Here is a 13,796-nt window from a genome sequence, read left to right as displayed (position 1 = left end):
GGTCCCACGCGTGCTTCCGGGTCCTTGGGCCCGCTCCTACAGGGGGTCCTTCAGGTAGGCCAGGTTCAGGCGCCTCAGCAGGTCGGCCAGCTGCGCGAGATCATCGACGGGCCAGTCGGCCAGCAGGTCCGTGAACACGTCCCGCCGCGCCGCCTGGGCCGACGCCAGCTGGCGCGATCCCGCCTCCGTCAGGCTGATGGTCTGGGCGCGCCCGTCCTCCGGATCGGGGACCTTCTGGACCACGCCGAGCTTCTCCAACAGCGTCACCTGGCGGCTGACCGAGGGCTTGCCCACGCCGATCTCCGCCGCGAGGTCCGTCAGGCGCAGGCTGCCCCGGCGCTGGAGCGCCTTCAGCAGGCCGTAGGCGCCGGGCTCCATTTCCGGGTGAACCTGCCGGGCCACGCGGTTGCCGTTGGCGCGGGCACGCCGCCAGAGGAAGCTGAGCTGCTCCTCCATGTCCTGGATGGCCAGCGCCCGGTCTTCCGGTGCGGCGGGGGCCTCGTGGTCCGTCATGGCTCCATCATAGGGTGGCGGTTGCCCCGCGCGCCCGGGCGCGCGTGGGAGAATGCAGGGGTGCGACTGAGCGAGTTCTGGAGATTGATGGACGACGAGTTCGGCGCGGGGTACTCCCGCGTCCTCGCGGGGGACCTGGTCCTGGCGGACCTCGGCGGCAGGACGCCGCTGGAGGCCTTGGGCGCGGGCGAAAACCCGAAGGCGGTGTGGTCCGCCGTCTGCCTGAAGCAGGACGTGCCGCCGGAGCGGCGGCTCGGCCGCGACATCCCGCCGAAACCGTGACCGGATCCGGACACGCCGTTCCCACTATCGAATATTTGTTCGGTAAGGTATAGGCTCCTCACAGGGACAAGGAACGGGGCCCACGGCCCCGCTCGTCCACAAGCCGAACACCGCGGGCCAAAATGTCCGGGGCACCGCCTAGCGTGGTTGGCAGGACGACATCAGGCCGCGAGGCCACGACACAACCGAGGTGAACAATGGCCGCAGCAATGGACCGCGAGAAGGCGCTCGACGCAGCTCTCGCCCAGATCGACAAGCAGTTCGGCAAGGGATCGGTGATGCGTCTCGGCGACGACACCCGCGCCAAGATCGAGGTGATTCCCACCGGTTCCATCGCGCTGGACATCGCGCTGGGGATCGGCGGTCTCCCGCGCGGGCGCGTCGTGGAGATCTACGGACCGGAGTCCTCCGGTAAGACGACCGTCGCGCTGCACGCGGTCGCCAACGCCCAGCGCAACGGCGGCATCGCCGCCTTCATCGACGCCGAGCACGCGCTGGACCCCGACTACGCGAAGGCACTGGGCGTGGATACCGACGCCCTGCTGGTTTCCCAGCCGGACACGGGCGAGCAGGCCCTGGAGATCATGGACATGCTGATCGGCTCCGGTTCCCTCGACGTGATCGTCATCGACTCCGTCGCCGCGCTGGTGCCACGCGCCGAGATCGAGGGTGACATGGGCGACAGCCACGTCGGCCTGCAGGCGCGCCTGATGAGCCAGGCGCTCCGGAAGATCACCGGCCGGCTCAGCCAGACGAAGACCACCGCGATCTTCATCAACCAGCTCCGCGAGAAGATCGGCGTCTTCTTCGGCAGCCCGGAGACGACCACCGGCGGCAAGGCCCTGAAGTTCTACGCCTCCGTGCGCATCGACGTGCGCCGCATCGAGACCCTCAAGGAGGGGACGAACGCGGTCGCCAACCGCACCCGCGCGAAGATCGTGAAGAACAAGATGGCCCCGCCGTTCAAGCAGGCGGAGTTCGACATCGTCTACGGCCAGGGCATCTCCCGCGAGGGTGGCCTGATCGACCTGGGCGTCGAGGAGGGCTTCGTCAAGAAGTCCGGCGCCTGGTTCACCTACGACGGCGACCAGCTGGGGCAGGGCAAGGAGAACGCCAGGAAGTTCCTACGCGACAATCCCGACCTCGCCAACGAACTGGAGCGCCGCATCAAGGAGAAGCTCGGCATCGGCGTGCAGCCCGCGCCCGAGACCGGCGACCCGAAGCTGAAGGCCGTCTCGGACTCCTAGCCCATGGCGACGACCCCCGACTGGAGCGGACTGACCGACGCCGGCGACGGCACGGCCGGCCGGGTTCCCCACGACCCCGACGGGACCGTGGACCGGGACCGCGTGGGCGGCGTCGGCGGTCCTGGCGGCGCGGACCACGGTCCGGACGGTCCGTCTCCCGACCGTCGCCGTCCCGGCGGCGCCCGCGGGCGGGGTCAGCGCCCCGGCGGCAGGGACGGGTCCGGCGCGGCCCGCGAGACGGATCCTGAATCCGCGGCCCGGGCCATCGTGCTGCGCCAGCTCACCGGCGCCGCCAAAAGCCGCAAACAACTGGAGGACAAGCTCCGCGCGCGCGAGATCCCCGAGCCGGCCGCGCGCTCCGTGCTGGACCGCTTCGAGGAGCTGCAGCTGGTCGACGACGCGGCGTTCGCCCAGGCGTGGGTGCGCAGCCGCTCGCAGTCGAAAGGCCTGGCCCGAGGTGCCCTCCGGCGAGAGCTCAGGGACAAGGGCATCGACCCCGAACTGGCCGATGCCGCGCTCGAACAGCTCGGCGCCGACGACGAGGCCCACGCGGCCCGGCTCCTGGCCGAGCGCAGGCTGCGGTCCGTCGCCCCCGGCACAGACCGGGACCGGGCGGTGCGCCGCGTGGTGGGGATGCTCGCCCGCAAGGGGTACCCGCCCGGCCTGGCGTTCCGCGCGGCGTCGGAGGCGTGGGAGGCGCGGATGGGCGATGCCTAGGCGAACGGTCCTGGCCCGGCCCGCCGTTCGGTAGGCTTGAACGGTGAGCCCGACCATGCCCCCAGCCCCCGTTCGGACCCCCGGAACAGCTCCGACCGCGCCCGCGGACGCCGAGCGCACCTATGAGGTTCGGACCTTCGGCTGCCAGATGAACGTCCATGATTCCGAACGCCTTGCGGGCCTCCTCGAGGCCGCGGGCCTGGTGCCCGCGCCGTCGGGGGACGACGCCGCGGACGTGGTTGTCTTCAACACCTGCGCGGTGCGCGAGAATGCCGACAACAAGCTCTACGGCAACCTCGGACGGCTCGCCCCGGTGAAGGAGCGCCGTCCCGGGATGCAGATCGCCGTCGGCGGCTGCCTCGCCCAGAAGGACCGGGAGACGATCCTGCGCAAGGCGCCGTGGGTCGATGTCGTGTTCGGGACCCACAACGTCGGATCGCTGCCGGCACTCCTGGAACGCGCGCGGCACAACAACGAGGCGCAGCTCGAGATCCTCGAGTCCCTCGACGTCTTTCCATCCACCCTCCCGACGAAGCGCGAGTCGGTCTACGCGGGGTGGGTCTCGATCTCCGTGGGGTGCAACAACACCTGCACGTTCTGCATCGTCCCCAGCCTCCGGGGCAAGGAGCGCGACCGCCGGCCCGGGGACATCCTGGCCGAGGTGGAGGCGCTGGTCGCCGACGGGGCCATCGAGGTCACGCTGCTGGGGCAGAACGTGAACTCCTACGGCGTGGAGTTCGGCGACCGGTTGGCCTTCGGAAAGCTCCTGCGGGCCTGCGGCAACGTCCCCGGGCTCGAACGCGTGCGCTTCACCAGCCCCCACCCGGCGGCCTTCACCGACGATGTCGTCGAGGCGATGGCGGAGACCCCCAATGTCATGCCGCAGCTGCACATGCCGTTGCAGTCCGGGTCGGACAGGATGCTGCGGGAAATGCGGCGCTCCTACCGCTCGAAGAGGTTCCTGGGCATCCTGGACGGAGTCCGCGACCGCATCCCGCATGCGGCGATCACGACGGACATCATCGTCGGCTTCCCCGGCGAGACGGAGGAGGACTTCCAGGCGACCCTCGACGTGGTCGAGCGCGCCCGCTTCAGCAGCGCCTTCACCTTCCAGTACTCGCGGAGGCCGGGGACGCCGGCGGCCGACTTGCCCGGCCAGCTCCCGAAGGCCGTCGTGCAGGAACGCTACGAGCGCCTCACCGCCCTGCAGGACCGGATCTGCGCCGAGGAGAACGCCCTCCAGGTCGGCCGGGTCGTGGAGGTCATGGTCACCGCGCAGGCCGGCCGGAAGTCCGGGGAGACGCACCGCCTGTCCGGCAGGGCGCGCGACCAGCGGCTCGTGCACTTCACGGTCCCCGACGGCGCCGAGCAGCCCCGGCCCGGGGACCTCGTGACGCTCCCGGTCACCGCGGCGGCGTCGTTCCACCTGCTGGCGGATCCCGGGCCCTCCGAGTACCGGCTGCGCCGCTCGCGCGCCGGCGACGCCTGGGACCGGTCGCAGGCCGACTCGTGCGGGGCCCCGGCGCCGTCCGCCGGTGGTGCGCCCGCCGGCGGTGTCCCGCTGGGGATGCCGACGCTGCCGCCGCGGGCGTAGGCCGTGGGGCACGGCGCGGCGCGCCACCCGATCGTCGCCATCGTCGGGCCCACCGGCACCGGCAAGTCCGACCTCGCCGTCGAACTGGCCCTGCGGCTGGGCGGGGAGGTCGTCAACGGGGACGCGCTGCAGTTCTACCGCGGGATGGACATCGGCACGGCCAAGCTCGACCCGGCCGCGCGCCGCGGCGTGCCACACCACCTGCTGGATACCCTCGACGTCACGGAGGAGGCCAGCGTCGCGGCCTTCCAGGCGGCGGCGCGCGCCGCCTTCGACGACATCCAGGGGCGCGGACTCGTGCCGATCCTGGTCGGGGGCTCCGGGCTCTACGTGCGCGCCGCGCTGGACGTCCTCGAGTTCCCCCCCACCGACGCCGCCGTGCGGTCGCGGCTGGAGGCGGAGGCCGACGCGGGCGGCGTCGGGCCGCTGCTGGAGCGGCTGCGCGCGGTGGACCCGGCCTCGGCGGCCCGGGTGTCCGACGCGCGGCGCGTCGTCCGCGCGCTCGAGGTCCACGAGCTCACGGGCCGGCCGTTCAGCTCCTTCATGCCGGACCGCCGGTACGCGCGACCGGCCATCCAGCTGGGGCTGGACCTGGACCGTGCGGTGCTGCACGAGCGGCTGCGCGCCCGCGTGCGCGCCATGTCCGGGGCGGGGCTGCTGGAGGAGGTCGCGGCGTTGGACACGCGGGGGTTGCGGCGCGGCAGGACGGCGTCCCGCGCCATCGGCTACGCGCAGTTCCTGGCCGTCGTCGACGGCGGGTGCACGGCGGAGGAGGCGGCGGAGCAGACGGTGGTCGCGACCCGACAGTTCGCCCGGCGGCAGCTCACGTGGTTCCGCGCGGACCACCGCGTGCACTGGCTCGACGCCGCGTCCCCGGACCTGGCGGACCGGGCCCTGCGGATCGTCGCGGCGGCGGCCGCGGAGACCCCCGCCGCCGCGGCCCGGGGAGCCGCCGCGCCTCCGGACCCCGCGCGCCCGTAGGCTAGGGGCATGACGACGGAACCCAACGCGCTGCCCCCCACCCCGCTGTCCGGACTGGCCTTCGCGAAGGGGCACGGCACGGGCAACGACTTCGTGCTCGTCGCCGACCCCGACGGAACGCTCTTCCTCGCGCCGGAGCAGGTCGCCGTCCTGTGCGACCGCCACCAGGGCATCGGCGGCGACGGGCTGATCCGGGCCGTCCGGTCCTCGGCGCTGCCGGAGGGCAACGCCCTGCTGGCCGTGAACCCAAGGGCCGAATGGTTCATGGACTACCGGAACGGGGACGGTTCGGTGTCCGAGATGTGCGGCAACGGGGTCCGGGTCTTCGTGCATTTCCTCATCGAGGAGGGCCTCGTGGAACTCGCCGAGGGCGAGGCCCTCACGATCGGCACGCGCGCCGGCGCCAAGACGGTCGCCCGCGCCGCGAACGGCTACGCGGTGGACATGGGCCCCTGGGAGTTCATCCACCCGGCGCGCGCCGAGGAGCGCGCCCTGGATTCCCTGGTGGAGACGGACGGCCTCGAGGTGGCCCGGCCCGCCCTGAGCGTGAGCATGGGCAACCCGCACACGGTCGTCGCGCTATCCGAGGCCTCGGAGCTGGAGCAGGCCGACCTGCACCACGCGCCGCGCGTGGATCCCGTGCCGGACCACGGAACCAACGTCGAATACGTGGTACCGGCGGAGCCGCTGGTCACGGGTGGCGTCGGCAGCATCAGGATGCGCGTGCACGAGCGCGGCGTCGGAGAGACCCAGTCGTGCGGGACGGGGGCGTGCGCCGCCGTCGTGGCGACGCGGCACTGGGCGGGGGAAACCCCGGCCGACCGGTGGGAGGTCCAGGTTCCCGGCGGCACGGTCGGGGTCCGGTTCATCCCGGCCCCGGACGGAGCCGAGCACGTGGAGCTCAGCGGTCCGGCCGTGCTCGTCGCGCGCGGATCCCTGGTCTGACCCCGTTCCGGTCCACGCGTGCGGAACCCGGTGCGCCGGGCCGCTAGGCGGGGCGCGCGACCCGCAGGAGCCGGAACGACTTGGCGGTCGCCGCGCGCTCCACCGTCCACGCGGGGGGCAGCTGTCCGCCGAGCCAGGACTGGAGCGAGTCCGAGCCGAGGTTCTTCTGCACCACGAGCCAGGCCTCGCCGCCCGGCGCGAGCCGGGGTAGCCACCGCAGCAGCAGCTCGTGCAGCGCCTCCTTGCCGATCCTGATGGGCGGATTGGACCAGATCGTGTCGAACCGCAGGTCCTCCGGAACGCTCTCCGGAAGCCCCGCCACGACGTTCGCGAGCCCCAGGTCGGCGGCGTTCTGACGGGTGAGTTCAATGCTCCGCTCGTTGATGTCCACCGCGTACACGGTCGCGGCGGGCGAGGCCAGCGCCAGGCTCAACGCGATGGGACCCCACCCGCAGCCGATGTCCAGCAGGGCCCCCGCGGGCGCGGGCGCCGGGGCGCCGGCGAGCAGCACCGCGGTCCCCTTGTCCACGCCGTCCGGGCTGAAGATGCCCCCGGACGTGGTGAGGCGCCGCTCGGCACCGCCGAGGGTCGCCGTGATGCTCCTGCGCGTGAACGGCGTCGACGGCTGTGCGCTGAAATAGTGGTCCGAACCCATGCTGGCAGGTTAACCGCCGCCGCGCCCCCGCGCTAATCGGTGCGCGGCCGGGTGGGCGACACGGACCCCCTTCGCCCCCGTGGCACGCGCCATCCGTCGGCTCCAGGGGATTTCGCGGAAGTGATAGGGTTTTCCCTATGACTCTGAAGTAGCCGCGTCCCCGGCACGCCGGGACCGCCAGCCAGCCCGCCGCGCGCCCTATGGACGGCGCGCGCCCGCCTACTTCCCACGGAGCCCCCCATGACACAGCACCCCACACCCCACGGCGACGGACCGGGCGAATCCCCGCCACGGGGCACCGACCCCTCCCTCCCCGTTCGCCCTGCGGCGAACGGGGGTCCAATCGTCGGACCCGGGGACTATTCTGGAACTCAGCATTCTTCAAAGGGGAACATGACCAAGAGCAACCAGCCTAACCCTGGGGACCGCGACCTGAATGAGGCCGAGATCCAGTCCGTGATCGATCGGATCCTCGCGGCCGACGGCGCCGCGTCGAAGAAGACGGTGGCCCGGCCGCCCATCCCGGCGGGGGGAGAGCCGCGCGCGCTGAGCGGCGGCCGCGCCCAGGCCCTCGGCGGCGAGGGCGGCGAGCACTCGCTGCACGACGGCGACCAGCGTGACCTCGCCGAGCGGCGCGCGCTGCGTCGCGTCGCGGGTCTCTCGACGGAACTCGAGGACGTGACCGAGGTCGAGTACCGCCAGCTGCGGCTGGAGCGCGTGGTGTTGGCGGGCATCTGGACCGACGGGACCGCCGCCGACGCGGAGAATTCCCTGCGCGAACTCGCGGCCCTCGCGGAAACCGCCGGCTCGGAGGTCCTCGACGGGGTCATCCAGCGCCGCATCAAGCCGGACCCGGGCACCTTCCTGGGGTCGGGCAAGGCGCAGGAGCTCAAGGAGATCGTCGCCGCCACCGGAGCCGACACGGTCATCGTCGACTCGGAACTCTCGCCGTCGCAACGGCGCGGCCTGGAGGACATCGTCAAGGTCAAGGTCATCGACCGCACGGCGCTGATCCTCGACATCTTCGCCCAGCACGCGCAGAGCCGCGAGGGCAAGGCGCAGGTCGAGCTGGCCCAGCTGGAGTACCTCCTGCCCCGCCTGCGCGGTTGGGGCGAGTCGATGTCGCGGCAGGCCGGCGGACGCGTCGGCGCGGCGGGCGGCGGCATCGGCTCCCGCGGCCCCGGTGAGACGAAGATCGAGCTCGACCGCCGTCGCATCCGCACCCGCATGTCCAAGCTGCGCAAGGAAATCGCGGCGATGAAGCCCGCCCGCGAGACCAAGCGCGCCAACCGCAAGCGCAACACGGTGCCGTCCGTCGCCATCGCCGGGTACACCAACGCCGGCAAGTCGTCGCTGCTGAACCGGCTGACCAACGCCGGCGTGCTCGTGGAGAACGCCCTCTTCGCGACGCTGGATCCGACGGTGCGCAAGGCGGAAACCTCCGACGGCGTCGGGTACACGCTGGTGGACACCGTCGGCTTCGTCCGGTCGCTGCCGACGCAGCTCATCGAGGCGTTCCGCTCGACCCTCGAGGAGGTGGCCGACGCGGACCTCATCCTGCACGTCGTCGACGCCTCGCACCCGGACCCCGAGGGCCAGATCCACGCGGTGCGGCAGGTCTTCACCGAGGTGGACGCGCAGAACGTCCCCGAGATCATCGTCCTGAACAAGGCGGACGCCGCCGATCCGTTCGTCATCGAGCGCATCCGGCAGCGCGAGCCCAACCACGTCGTCGTCTCGGCGCGCACCGGCGTCGGCATCGACGAGCTGCTGCGGCGCATCGGCGAGTCGATCCCGCGCCCGGACGTGCGGCTCGAACTCCTGATCCCGTACGACCGCGGGGAGCTGGTCAACCGCCTGCACGGCTCGGACGCGGAGATCCTTGAGACCGAACACGTCGCCGACGGCACCCGCCTCGTCGTCAAGGTCCGCGAGGGCCTCGCCGCCGAGCTGGAGCCGTTCTCCCTCCGTGGCTGACGTCGAACGGGTCCTCGGGCTGCTCGACGCCGCGGTCGAGGGCATGGGCGGCCAGAACCGTCCCGGCCAGCACGAGATGGCGCGGCAGGTCGTGGAGTCGCTCGACTCGGGCCGGCACCTACTCGTCCAGGCGGGCACCGGCACCGGCAAGTCGCTGGCGTACCTCGTGCCCGCGATCGCGCACGCCCTGGAGGCGGAGAAGCCGGTCGTGGTCTCCACCGCGACCCTCGCCCTGCAGGCGCAGATCGTCGGCCGGGACGTGCCGCGCCTTTTGGAGCAGCTGGCCCCGCACCTGCCCCGGAAGCTCGATGTCGCCCTCGCCAAGGGCCGCGGCAACTACGTGTGCAAGTACAAACTCGGCGGGGGATACCCGGACGAGGACGAGGGCGCGCTGTTCGCCCTCACCGAGGACGGCGCGGCACGCGCCCTGACCGCGGGGGCGGGACCAGCGAGCGCACTGGGTCAGGAGGTCGTGCGGCTGCGCGAATGGGCGGAGGAGACGGACACGGGGGACCGGGACGACCTGGTCCCGGGCGTCGGAGACCGCGCCTGGCGCCAGGTCTCGGTCACCGCGATGGACTGCCTTGGCGCCCAGAAGTGCCCCATGGCGGAGGAGTGCTTCAGCGAGCTGGCGCGCAAGAAGGCCGCCGAGGCGGACATCGTCATCACGAACCACGCCATGCTCGCCGTCTCCGCCTTCGAGGGGATCGCCGTGCTGCCCGAGTTCGACACCGTCGTCATCGACGAGGCGCACGAGCTCCAGGACCGCGTCACGGGCTCCGTCACTCGTCCCCTGTCCGTCGCGCTCGTCTCCGGCGCGGCGTCGGCCGCCCGCAAGCACTGCCACGTGAACGTCGACGCGCTCAATCTGGCGTCGCGCGCGCTGCAGAAATCGCTGGAGTGGATCCCCGCGGGGCTGATGCCCTCGGGCCTCAACGAGGCGCAGGCGGCCGCGGTGGACCAGGTCCGCGAGGCCGCCCGCGTGGCGCTCTCGGACTCCAAGCCCGCGCCGCAGGAGGCCGTGGACGGCGGGCGGCAGATGGCCCGGTCGCAGTTGCTCTACCTCGTCGAGCAGTGCGACCGGCTCGATGGCGCCGCGGAGGCGCGGGAGGTCGTCTGGGCGTCCCGTCCCGGGCAGTTCACCCCCGGAGAGGGCTATGTGCAGCCCGACGACTCGACACCCGCCACGCTGAACGTCGCGCCGCTCTCCGTCGCCGGCCGGCTGCGCGAGGGGCTGTTCGATGGACGCACCGTGGTGCTGACGTCGGCGACGCTCGCCGTCGGCGCGGCCTTCGAGCCGGTCGCCGGGGCGCTGGGGCTGCTCGGGCAGGGGGCCCCCGCCTGGACCGGCGTCGACGTGGGAAGCCCCTTCGACTATCCGCGGCAGGGCATGCTGTATGTCGCCCGCCACCTGCCCAAGCCGTCCCGGAACGTCTCCACGGAGGCGCTCGCGGAGCTGGAGGATCTGATCCGGGCCGCGCGCGGGGGCACGCTCGCGCTCTTCTCCTCGCGCCGGGCCGCGGAGGAGGCCGCCGAGGCGCTGCGGCCGCGGCTGGACCAGACGATCCTGTGCCAAGGCGACTCCAGCATGGCGTCGCTGGTGAAGGAGTTCGCCGACGACCTCGACACGTGCCTCTTCGGCACCATGACGCTCTGGCAAGGCGTGGACGTCCCCGGGCCGGCCTGCCGACTCGTGGTCATCGACCGGATTCCCTTCCCGCGCCCCGACGATCCCCTGTCGACGGCGCGCAGCCGCGACGTCGCGCGGCACGGGGGCAACGGCTTCATGGCGGTGTCGGCCAGCCACGCGGCCGTGCGGCTGGCGCAGGGCGCCGGACGCCTGATCCGCTCGACGTCGGACCGGGGGGTCGTGGCGGTGCTGGACTCGCGCCTGGCCACGGAGCGGTACGGCAACTTCCTGCGCGCCTCGCTGCCCCCGATGTGGGCGACGACGGACAAGGCGACCGTGGTGGGGGCACTGGAGCGGCTCGCCCCCGCGCGGACGCCCTAGAGCGAGCGCATCACCGAGACGACCTTGCCCATGATCGTCGCGTGGTCGCCCAGGATGGGCTCGTACTGGCGGTTCTGGGGGAGGAGCCACGTGTGCCCGTCGCGCTGCCGGAACGTCTTGACGGTGGCCTCGTCGTCGAGGAGGGCGGCCACGATATCGCCGTTGACGGCATTCTGCTGCCGGCGCACCACGACCCAGTCGCCGTCGCAGATGGCGGCCTCGACCATGGAGTCCCCGCTGACCTTCAGCATGAACAGCTCGCCGTGTCCGACCAGCTGTCGGGGGAGCGGCATTACGTCCTCGATCGTCTGGTCCGCGAGGATGGGGCCGCCGGCGGCGATGCGGCCGACCAGCGGGACCATCGCCGTGTCGGAGGCGGTGCTCAGTTCGGAGACCGGCGTGCCGTTGATGGCGCGGAGTCCGTCGTGCGCGGCCTCGGCGGTCTCGCGAGCGTCGCTGAGCGTCAGTGGCGTCAGGATCTCCATGGCGCGCGGACGGCGCGGGTCGCGGCGGATGTAGCCGAGCTTCTCCAGCTGGGCCAGCTGGTGCGTGACGCTCGACAGGCTCGCCAAGCCGACGGTGTCGCCGATCTCGCGCATCGACGGCGGATAGCCGCGCGCCGCGACCGCGCGCTGGATGGTCTCGAGGATCTTCTTCTGGCGAACCGTCAGGCTCTTCGGCGTGCGCTTCGGTGCCGGAGTGTCAGCTGTGCTCATGGTGTGCCCCATCCTGGTTGTCCCCGTGGCTCCGGGCCGTTCCGCATTCTGTCGGAGGCGCCTGTTGGACTGGATCCAACGAGCCGCTGGTCACCACGTTAGTGGACCACCACGGGGCTTTCAAAGATTTGTTCGAACGTGTCTCGACATTCCTCGGTCAGGAATGCTACAAATGGACGAGCGAGATCGAACAAGCGTTCGAATACGAGTTTCGACCGGTTCGATCTTCGAACACCGAACCGTCGGTGCGGCCGCGAGGCGGCCCGGCGCGAGAGAAAGGCAAAACCATGGCTCAGATCGCCTTCGCGACCCCTGCTCAGCCCGCGGCACGCCTCGGCGGGGATCCCCGCCGGACCACGAACGTCCTCAGCCTTCCCGTCGCCCGCCCCGGGGGCTCCCCACGCGGAACGTCTCCCCGCGCCGCGGCGCCGGCCCCCGCGGCATCCGCCGTCCGCGGACCTGTCCGCCTGACCCGGCGGGGCCGCTTTCTCCTCATCGGCCTGCCCGTCCTGCTCGCGGCGACCTCTGCCCTGGTCCTGGTGGGCATTTTCACGGCCCCCGTCATGGCCGCCGACTCCGGCGCCTCCGTCCGGGTCGAGGCGGCCTCCGTCACCGTCCTGGAGGGGGAGACCCTCTGGGAGATCGCCGCGGAGTTCGCCCCGGGGCGCGACCCGCGCGTCGTCATCGCCGAGATCGCGGAACTGAACAACCTCGCGGGGTCCACGGTGATCCCCGGCCAGACGCTCTTCGTCCCGACCGGCGGTTAGCGGGTCGCGGACGCGCGTGTCGGGGCAGGATCCGGGACCGCCGGGACGCGCGCCCCGCCGACGGCCGTCGGGAACGCGGGCGGGACGCCCCGCGGGACCGCCGGTGGTGAACCGCGGGGCCGGGCTCGGCCCGGGTGGCGTCTGCCCCGCCGGTGCCGGCAACGTTAAGCGGCCCCACCCGCCGATTCGGGGCCACTGCGCCGGCGCCCTAGAATTGTTCGGTGAGTGATCAGCTGCGACGACTGGCCAGACTTCCGCTGCGGGACAACCTCCGGGGCCTGGAGCCCTACGGTGCCCCCCAGCTGGACGTGCCCATCCTGCTCAACGTCAACGAGAACACCCACCCCCTCCCCGACGAGGTCCGCGAGGCGATCGCCCGCGATGTCCGCGCCTGCTCCGCAAGCCTGAACCGCTACCCCGACCGCGAGTTCACCGAACTCCGCGAGCGGCTGGCCTCATACCTGGGACACGGACTCGCACCCGGGAACATCTGGGCCGGCAACGGGTCCAACGAGGTGCTGCAGCAGATCCTCCAGGCCTTCGGCGGCCCAGGGCGCAGCCTGATGAGCTTCCCGCCGACCTACTCCATGTACCCGCTCCTGGCGAGCGGCACGGACACGAGGTACATCGCCGGTTCGCGCGCGGCCGACTTCGAGCTGACGGCGGACTCCGCGGCCCGGCAGGTCGCCGAGCGGGCCCCCAACATCGTCTTCCTGTGTTCGCCCAACAACCCCACGGGAACCGCGCTCGGCCTCGACGTGGTGGAGGCCGTCTACGCGGCGGGCGAGGCGAGCCAGGCGATCGTCGTCGTCGACGAGGCGTACGCCGAGTTCGCGAAGGCCGGCACGCGCTCCGCCCTGGGCTTGCTGCCCGGACGGGAGCGGCTGATCGTGTCGCGGACCATGAGCAAGGCCTTCGCCCTGGCTGGCGCCCGGCTGGGGTACCTCGCCGCGGATCCGTCCGTGACCGACGCCCTCCGGCTGGTCCGCCTGCCGTACCACCTCTCCGCCGTCACGCAGGCCACGGCCAACGCGGCGCTCAAGCACGTCGATGCGCTGCTGGCGAACGTCGAGGACATCAAGGCGCAGCGCGACCGGATCGTCGCGGAGCTCCGCCGCTTGGGCCTGCGTCCGGCGCCGAGCGACTCGAACTTCGTCTTCTTCGGCGGATTGTCGCATCCGGCACGCATCTGGCAGGGGCTGCTGGATGCGGGGGTGCTCGTCCGCGACGTCGGGATCCCCGGGCACCTCCGTGTGACGGCGGGCACCGAGGCCGAAACGACGGCCTTCCTGCGCGGCCTCGAGGACCTCCTCGCGGCCGAGAGTGACGCCGCGCCCCGGTAGACTTGACCCGGGGAAGGACGGCCCCGGACCTCCACCCCACCACCCTCC

The 13,796-nt window shown here is 72.3% G+C and carries 13 protein-coding genes; 10 read left to right on the top strand and 3 right to left on the bottom strand.

Annotation, left to right across the window (positions count from 1 at the left end; translation table 11 throughout):
- Positions 1-36: 36 nt before the first annotated feature.
- On the bottom strand, positions 37-513 hold the full coding sequence (locus tag ACETWP_RS11030) for a MarR family winged helix-turn-helix transcriptional regulator (protein WP_373972295.1): 477 nt from the start codon (positions 511-513) through the stop codon (positions 37-39).
- Between the two features lie 60 nt (positions 514-573).
- On the opposite strand from ACETWP_RS11030, the gene ACETWP_RS11025 reads away from it, so the two are divergent.
- From ACETWP_RS11025 to dapF, 6 genes are all read left to right on the top strand, one after another.
- A complete protein-coding gene (locus ACETWP_RS11025; protein ID WP_373972294.1) occupies positions 574-795 on the top strand; it encodes a DUF3046 domain-containing protein in 222 nt (73 codons plus the stop codon).
- 197 nt (positions 796-992) lie between these two features.
- Positions 993-2,042, top strand: a complete 1,050-nt coding sequence (gene recA, locus ACETWP_RS11020; RefSeq protein ID WP_373972293.1) for a recombinase RecA — start codon at positions 993-995, stop codon at positions 2,040-2,042.
- A gap of 3 nt (positions 2,043-2,045) precedes the next feature.
- Positions 2,046-2,759 carry a regulatory protein RecX gene (locus ACETWP_RS11015; RefSeq protein ID WP_373972292.1) on the top strand — a complete coding sequence of 238 codons (714 nt, stop codon included), beginning with the start codon at positions 2,046-2,048 and terminating at the stop codon, positions 2,757-2,759.
- A 55-nt stretch (positions 2,760-2,814) separates the two neighbouring features.
- Positions 2,815-4,353 carry a tRNA (N6-isopentenyl adenosine(37)-C2)-methylthiotransferase MiaB gene (gene miaB, locus ACETWP_RS11010; RefSeq protein WP_373972385.1) on the top strand — a complete coding sequence of 513 codons (1,539 nt, stop codon included), beginning with the start codon at positions 2,815-2,817 and terminating at the stop codon, positions 4,351-4,353.
- 3 nt (positions 4,354-4,356) lie between these two features.
- Entirely contained in the window at positions 4,357-5,334 is a 978-nt protein-coding gene (miaA, locus tag ACETWP_RS11005; RefSeq protein ID WP_373972291.1) for a tRNA (adenosine(37)-N6)-dimethylallyltransferase MiaA, read from the top strand.
- 9 nt (positions 5,335-5,343) lie between these two features.
- Positions 5,344-6,279: a diaminopimelate epimerase gene (dapF, locus tag ACETWP_RS11000; RefSeq protein WP_373972290.1), complete on the top strand. Its 936-nt coding sequence runs from the start codon at positions 5,344-5,346 to the stop codon at positions 6,277-6,279.
- A gap of 43 nt (positions 6,280-6,322) precedes the next feature.
- On the opposite strand, the gene ACETWP_RS10995 is transcribed toward dapF, so the two are convergent.
- Positions 6,323-6,934, bottom strand: coding sequence for a class I SAM-dependent methyltransferase (locus tag ACETWP_RS10995; protein ID WP_373972289.1), 612 nt, complete (start codon positions 6,932-6,934; stop codon positions 6,323-6,325).
- 393 nt (positions 6,935-7,327) lie between these two features.
- Here ACETWP_RS10995 and hflX point away from each other — a divergent pair, with 393 nt between their 5' ends.
- Positions 7,328-8,911 carry a GTPase HflX gene (gene hflX, locus ACETWP_RS10990; protein ID WP_373972288.1) on the top strand — a complete coding sequence of 528 codons (1,584 nt, stop codon included), beginning with the start codon at positions 7,328-7,330 and terminating at the stop codon, positions 8,909-8,911.
- 43 nt (positions 8,912-8,954) lie between these two features.
- Positions 8,955-10,922, top strand: coding sequence for an ATP-dependent DNA helicase (locus ACETWP_RS10985; RefSeq protein WP_373972384.1), 1,968 nt, complete (start codon positions 8,955-8,957; stop codon positions 10,920-10,922).
- On the opposite strand, the gene lexA is transcribed toward ACETWP_RS10985, so the two are convergent.
- Positions 10,919-11,638 (bottom strand): transcriptional repressor LexA, encoded by a 720-nt coding sequence (gene lexA, locus ACETWP_RS10980; protein WP_373972287.1) that lies wholly within the window; start codon positions 11,636-11,638, stop codon positions 10,919-10,921. The two genes, ACETWP_RS10985 and lexA, sit on opposite strands and share 4 nt — an antisense overlap.
- A 287-nt stretch (positions 11,639-11,925) precedes the next feature.
- On the opposite strand from lexA, the gene ACETWP_RS10975 reads away from it, so the two are divergent.
- Entirely contained in the window at positions 11,926-12,405 is a 480-nt protein-coding gene (locus tag ACETWP_RS10975) for a LysM peptidoglycan-binding domain-containing protein (RefSeq protein WP_373972286.1), read from the top strand.
- A 221-nt stretch (positions 12,406-12,626) separates the two neighbouring features.
- Positions 12,627-13,748 (top strand): histidinol-phosphate transaminase, encoded by a 1,122-nt coding sequence (locus ACETWP_RS10970; RefSeq protein ID WP_373972285.1) that lies wholly within the window; start codon positions 12,627-12,629, stop codon positions 13,746-13,748.
- Positions 13,749-13,796 lie beyond the last annotated feature (48 nt).

Source organism: Arthrobacter halodurans (assembly GCF_041877255.1).
In the GTDB taxonomy this organism is placed as follows: Bacteria; Actinomycetota; Actinomycetes; order Actinomycetales; family Micrococcaceae; genus Arthrobacter_N; species Arthrobacter_N halodurans.
This window is presented reverse-complemented; position numbering and strand designations above follow the sequence as displayed.

What these genes read in the sequence shown, in the direction of transcription:
- ACETWP_RS10995 (WP_373972289.1), bottom strand. Translation starts at nt 6,934, where the DNA reads ATGGGTTCGGACCACTATTTCAGCGCACAGCCGTCGACGCCGTTCACG.
- ACETWP_RS11030 (WP_373972295.1), bottom strand. Translation starts at nt 513, where the DNA reads ATGACGGACCACGAGGCCCCCGCCGCACCGGAAGACCGGGCGCTGGCC.
- ACETWP_RS10975 (WP_373972286.1), top strand. Translation starts at nt 11,926, where the DNA reads ATGGCTCAGATCGCCTTCGCGACCCCTGCTCAGCCCGCGGCACGCCTC.
- miaB (WP_373972385.1), top strand. Translation starts at nt 2,815, where the DNA reads ATGCCCCCAGCCCCCGTTCGGACCCCCGGAACAGCTCCGACCGCGCCC.
- recA (WP_373972293.1), top strand. Translation starts at nt 993, where the DNA reads ATGGCCGCAGCAATGGACCGCGAGAAGGCGCTCGACGCAGCTCTCGCC.
- hflX (WP_373972288.1), top strand. Translation starts at nt 7,328, where the DNA reads ATGACCAAGAGCAACCAGCCTAACCCTGGGGACCGCGACCTGAATGAG.
- dapF (WP_373972290.1), top strand. Translation starts at nt 5,344, where the DNA reads ATGACGACGGAACCCAACGCGCTGCCCCCCACCCCGCTGTCCGGACTG.
- ACETWP_RS11015 (WP_373972292.1), top strand. Translation starts at nt 2,046, where the DNA reads ATGGCGACGACCCCCGACTGGAGCGGACTGACCGACGCCGGCGACGGC.
- ACETWP_RS10985 (WP_373972384.1), top strand. Translation starts at nt 8,955, where the DNA reads ATGGGCGGCCAGAACCGTCCCGGCCAGCACGAGATGGCGCGGCAGGTC.
- lexA (WP_373972287.1), bottom strand. Translation starts at nt 11,638, where the DNA reads ATGAGCACAGCTGACACTCCGGCACCGAAGCGCACGCCGAAGAGCCTG.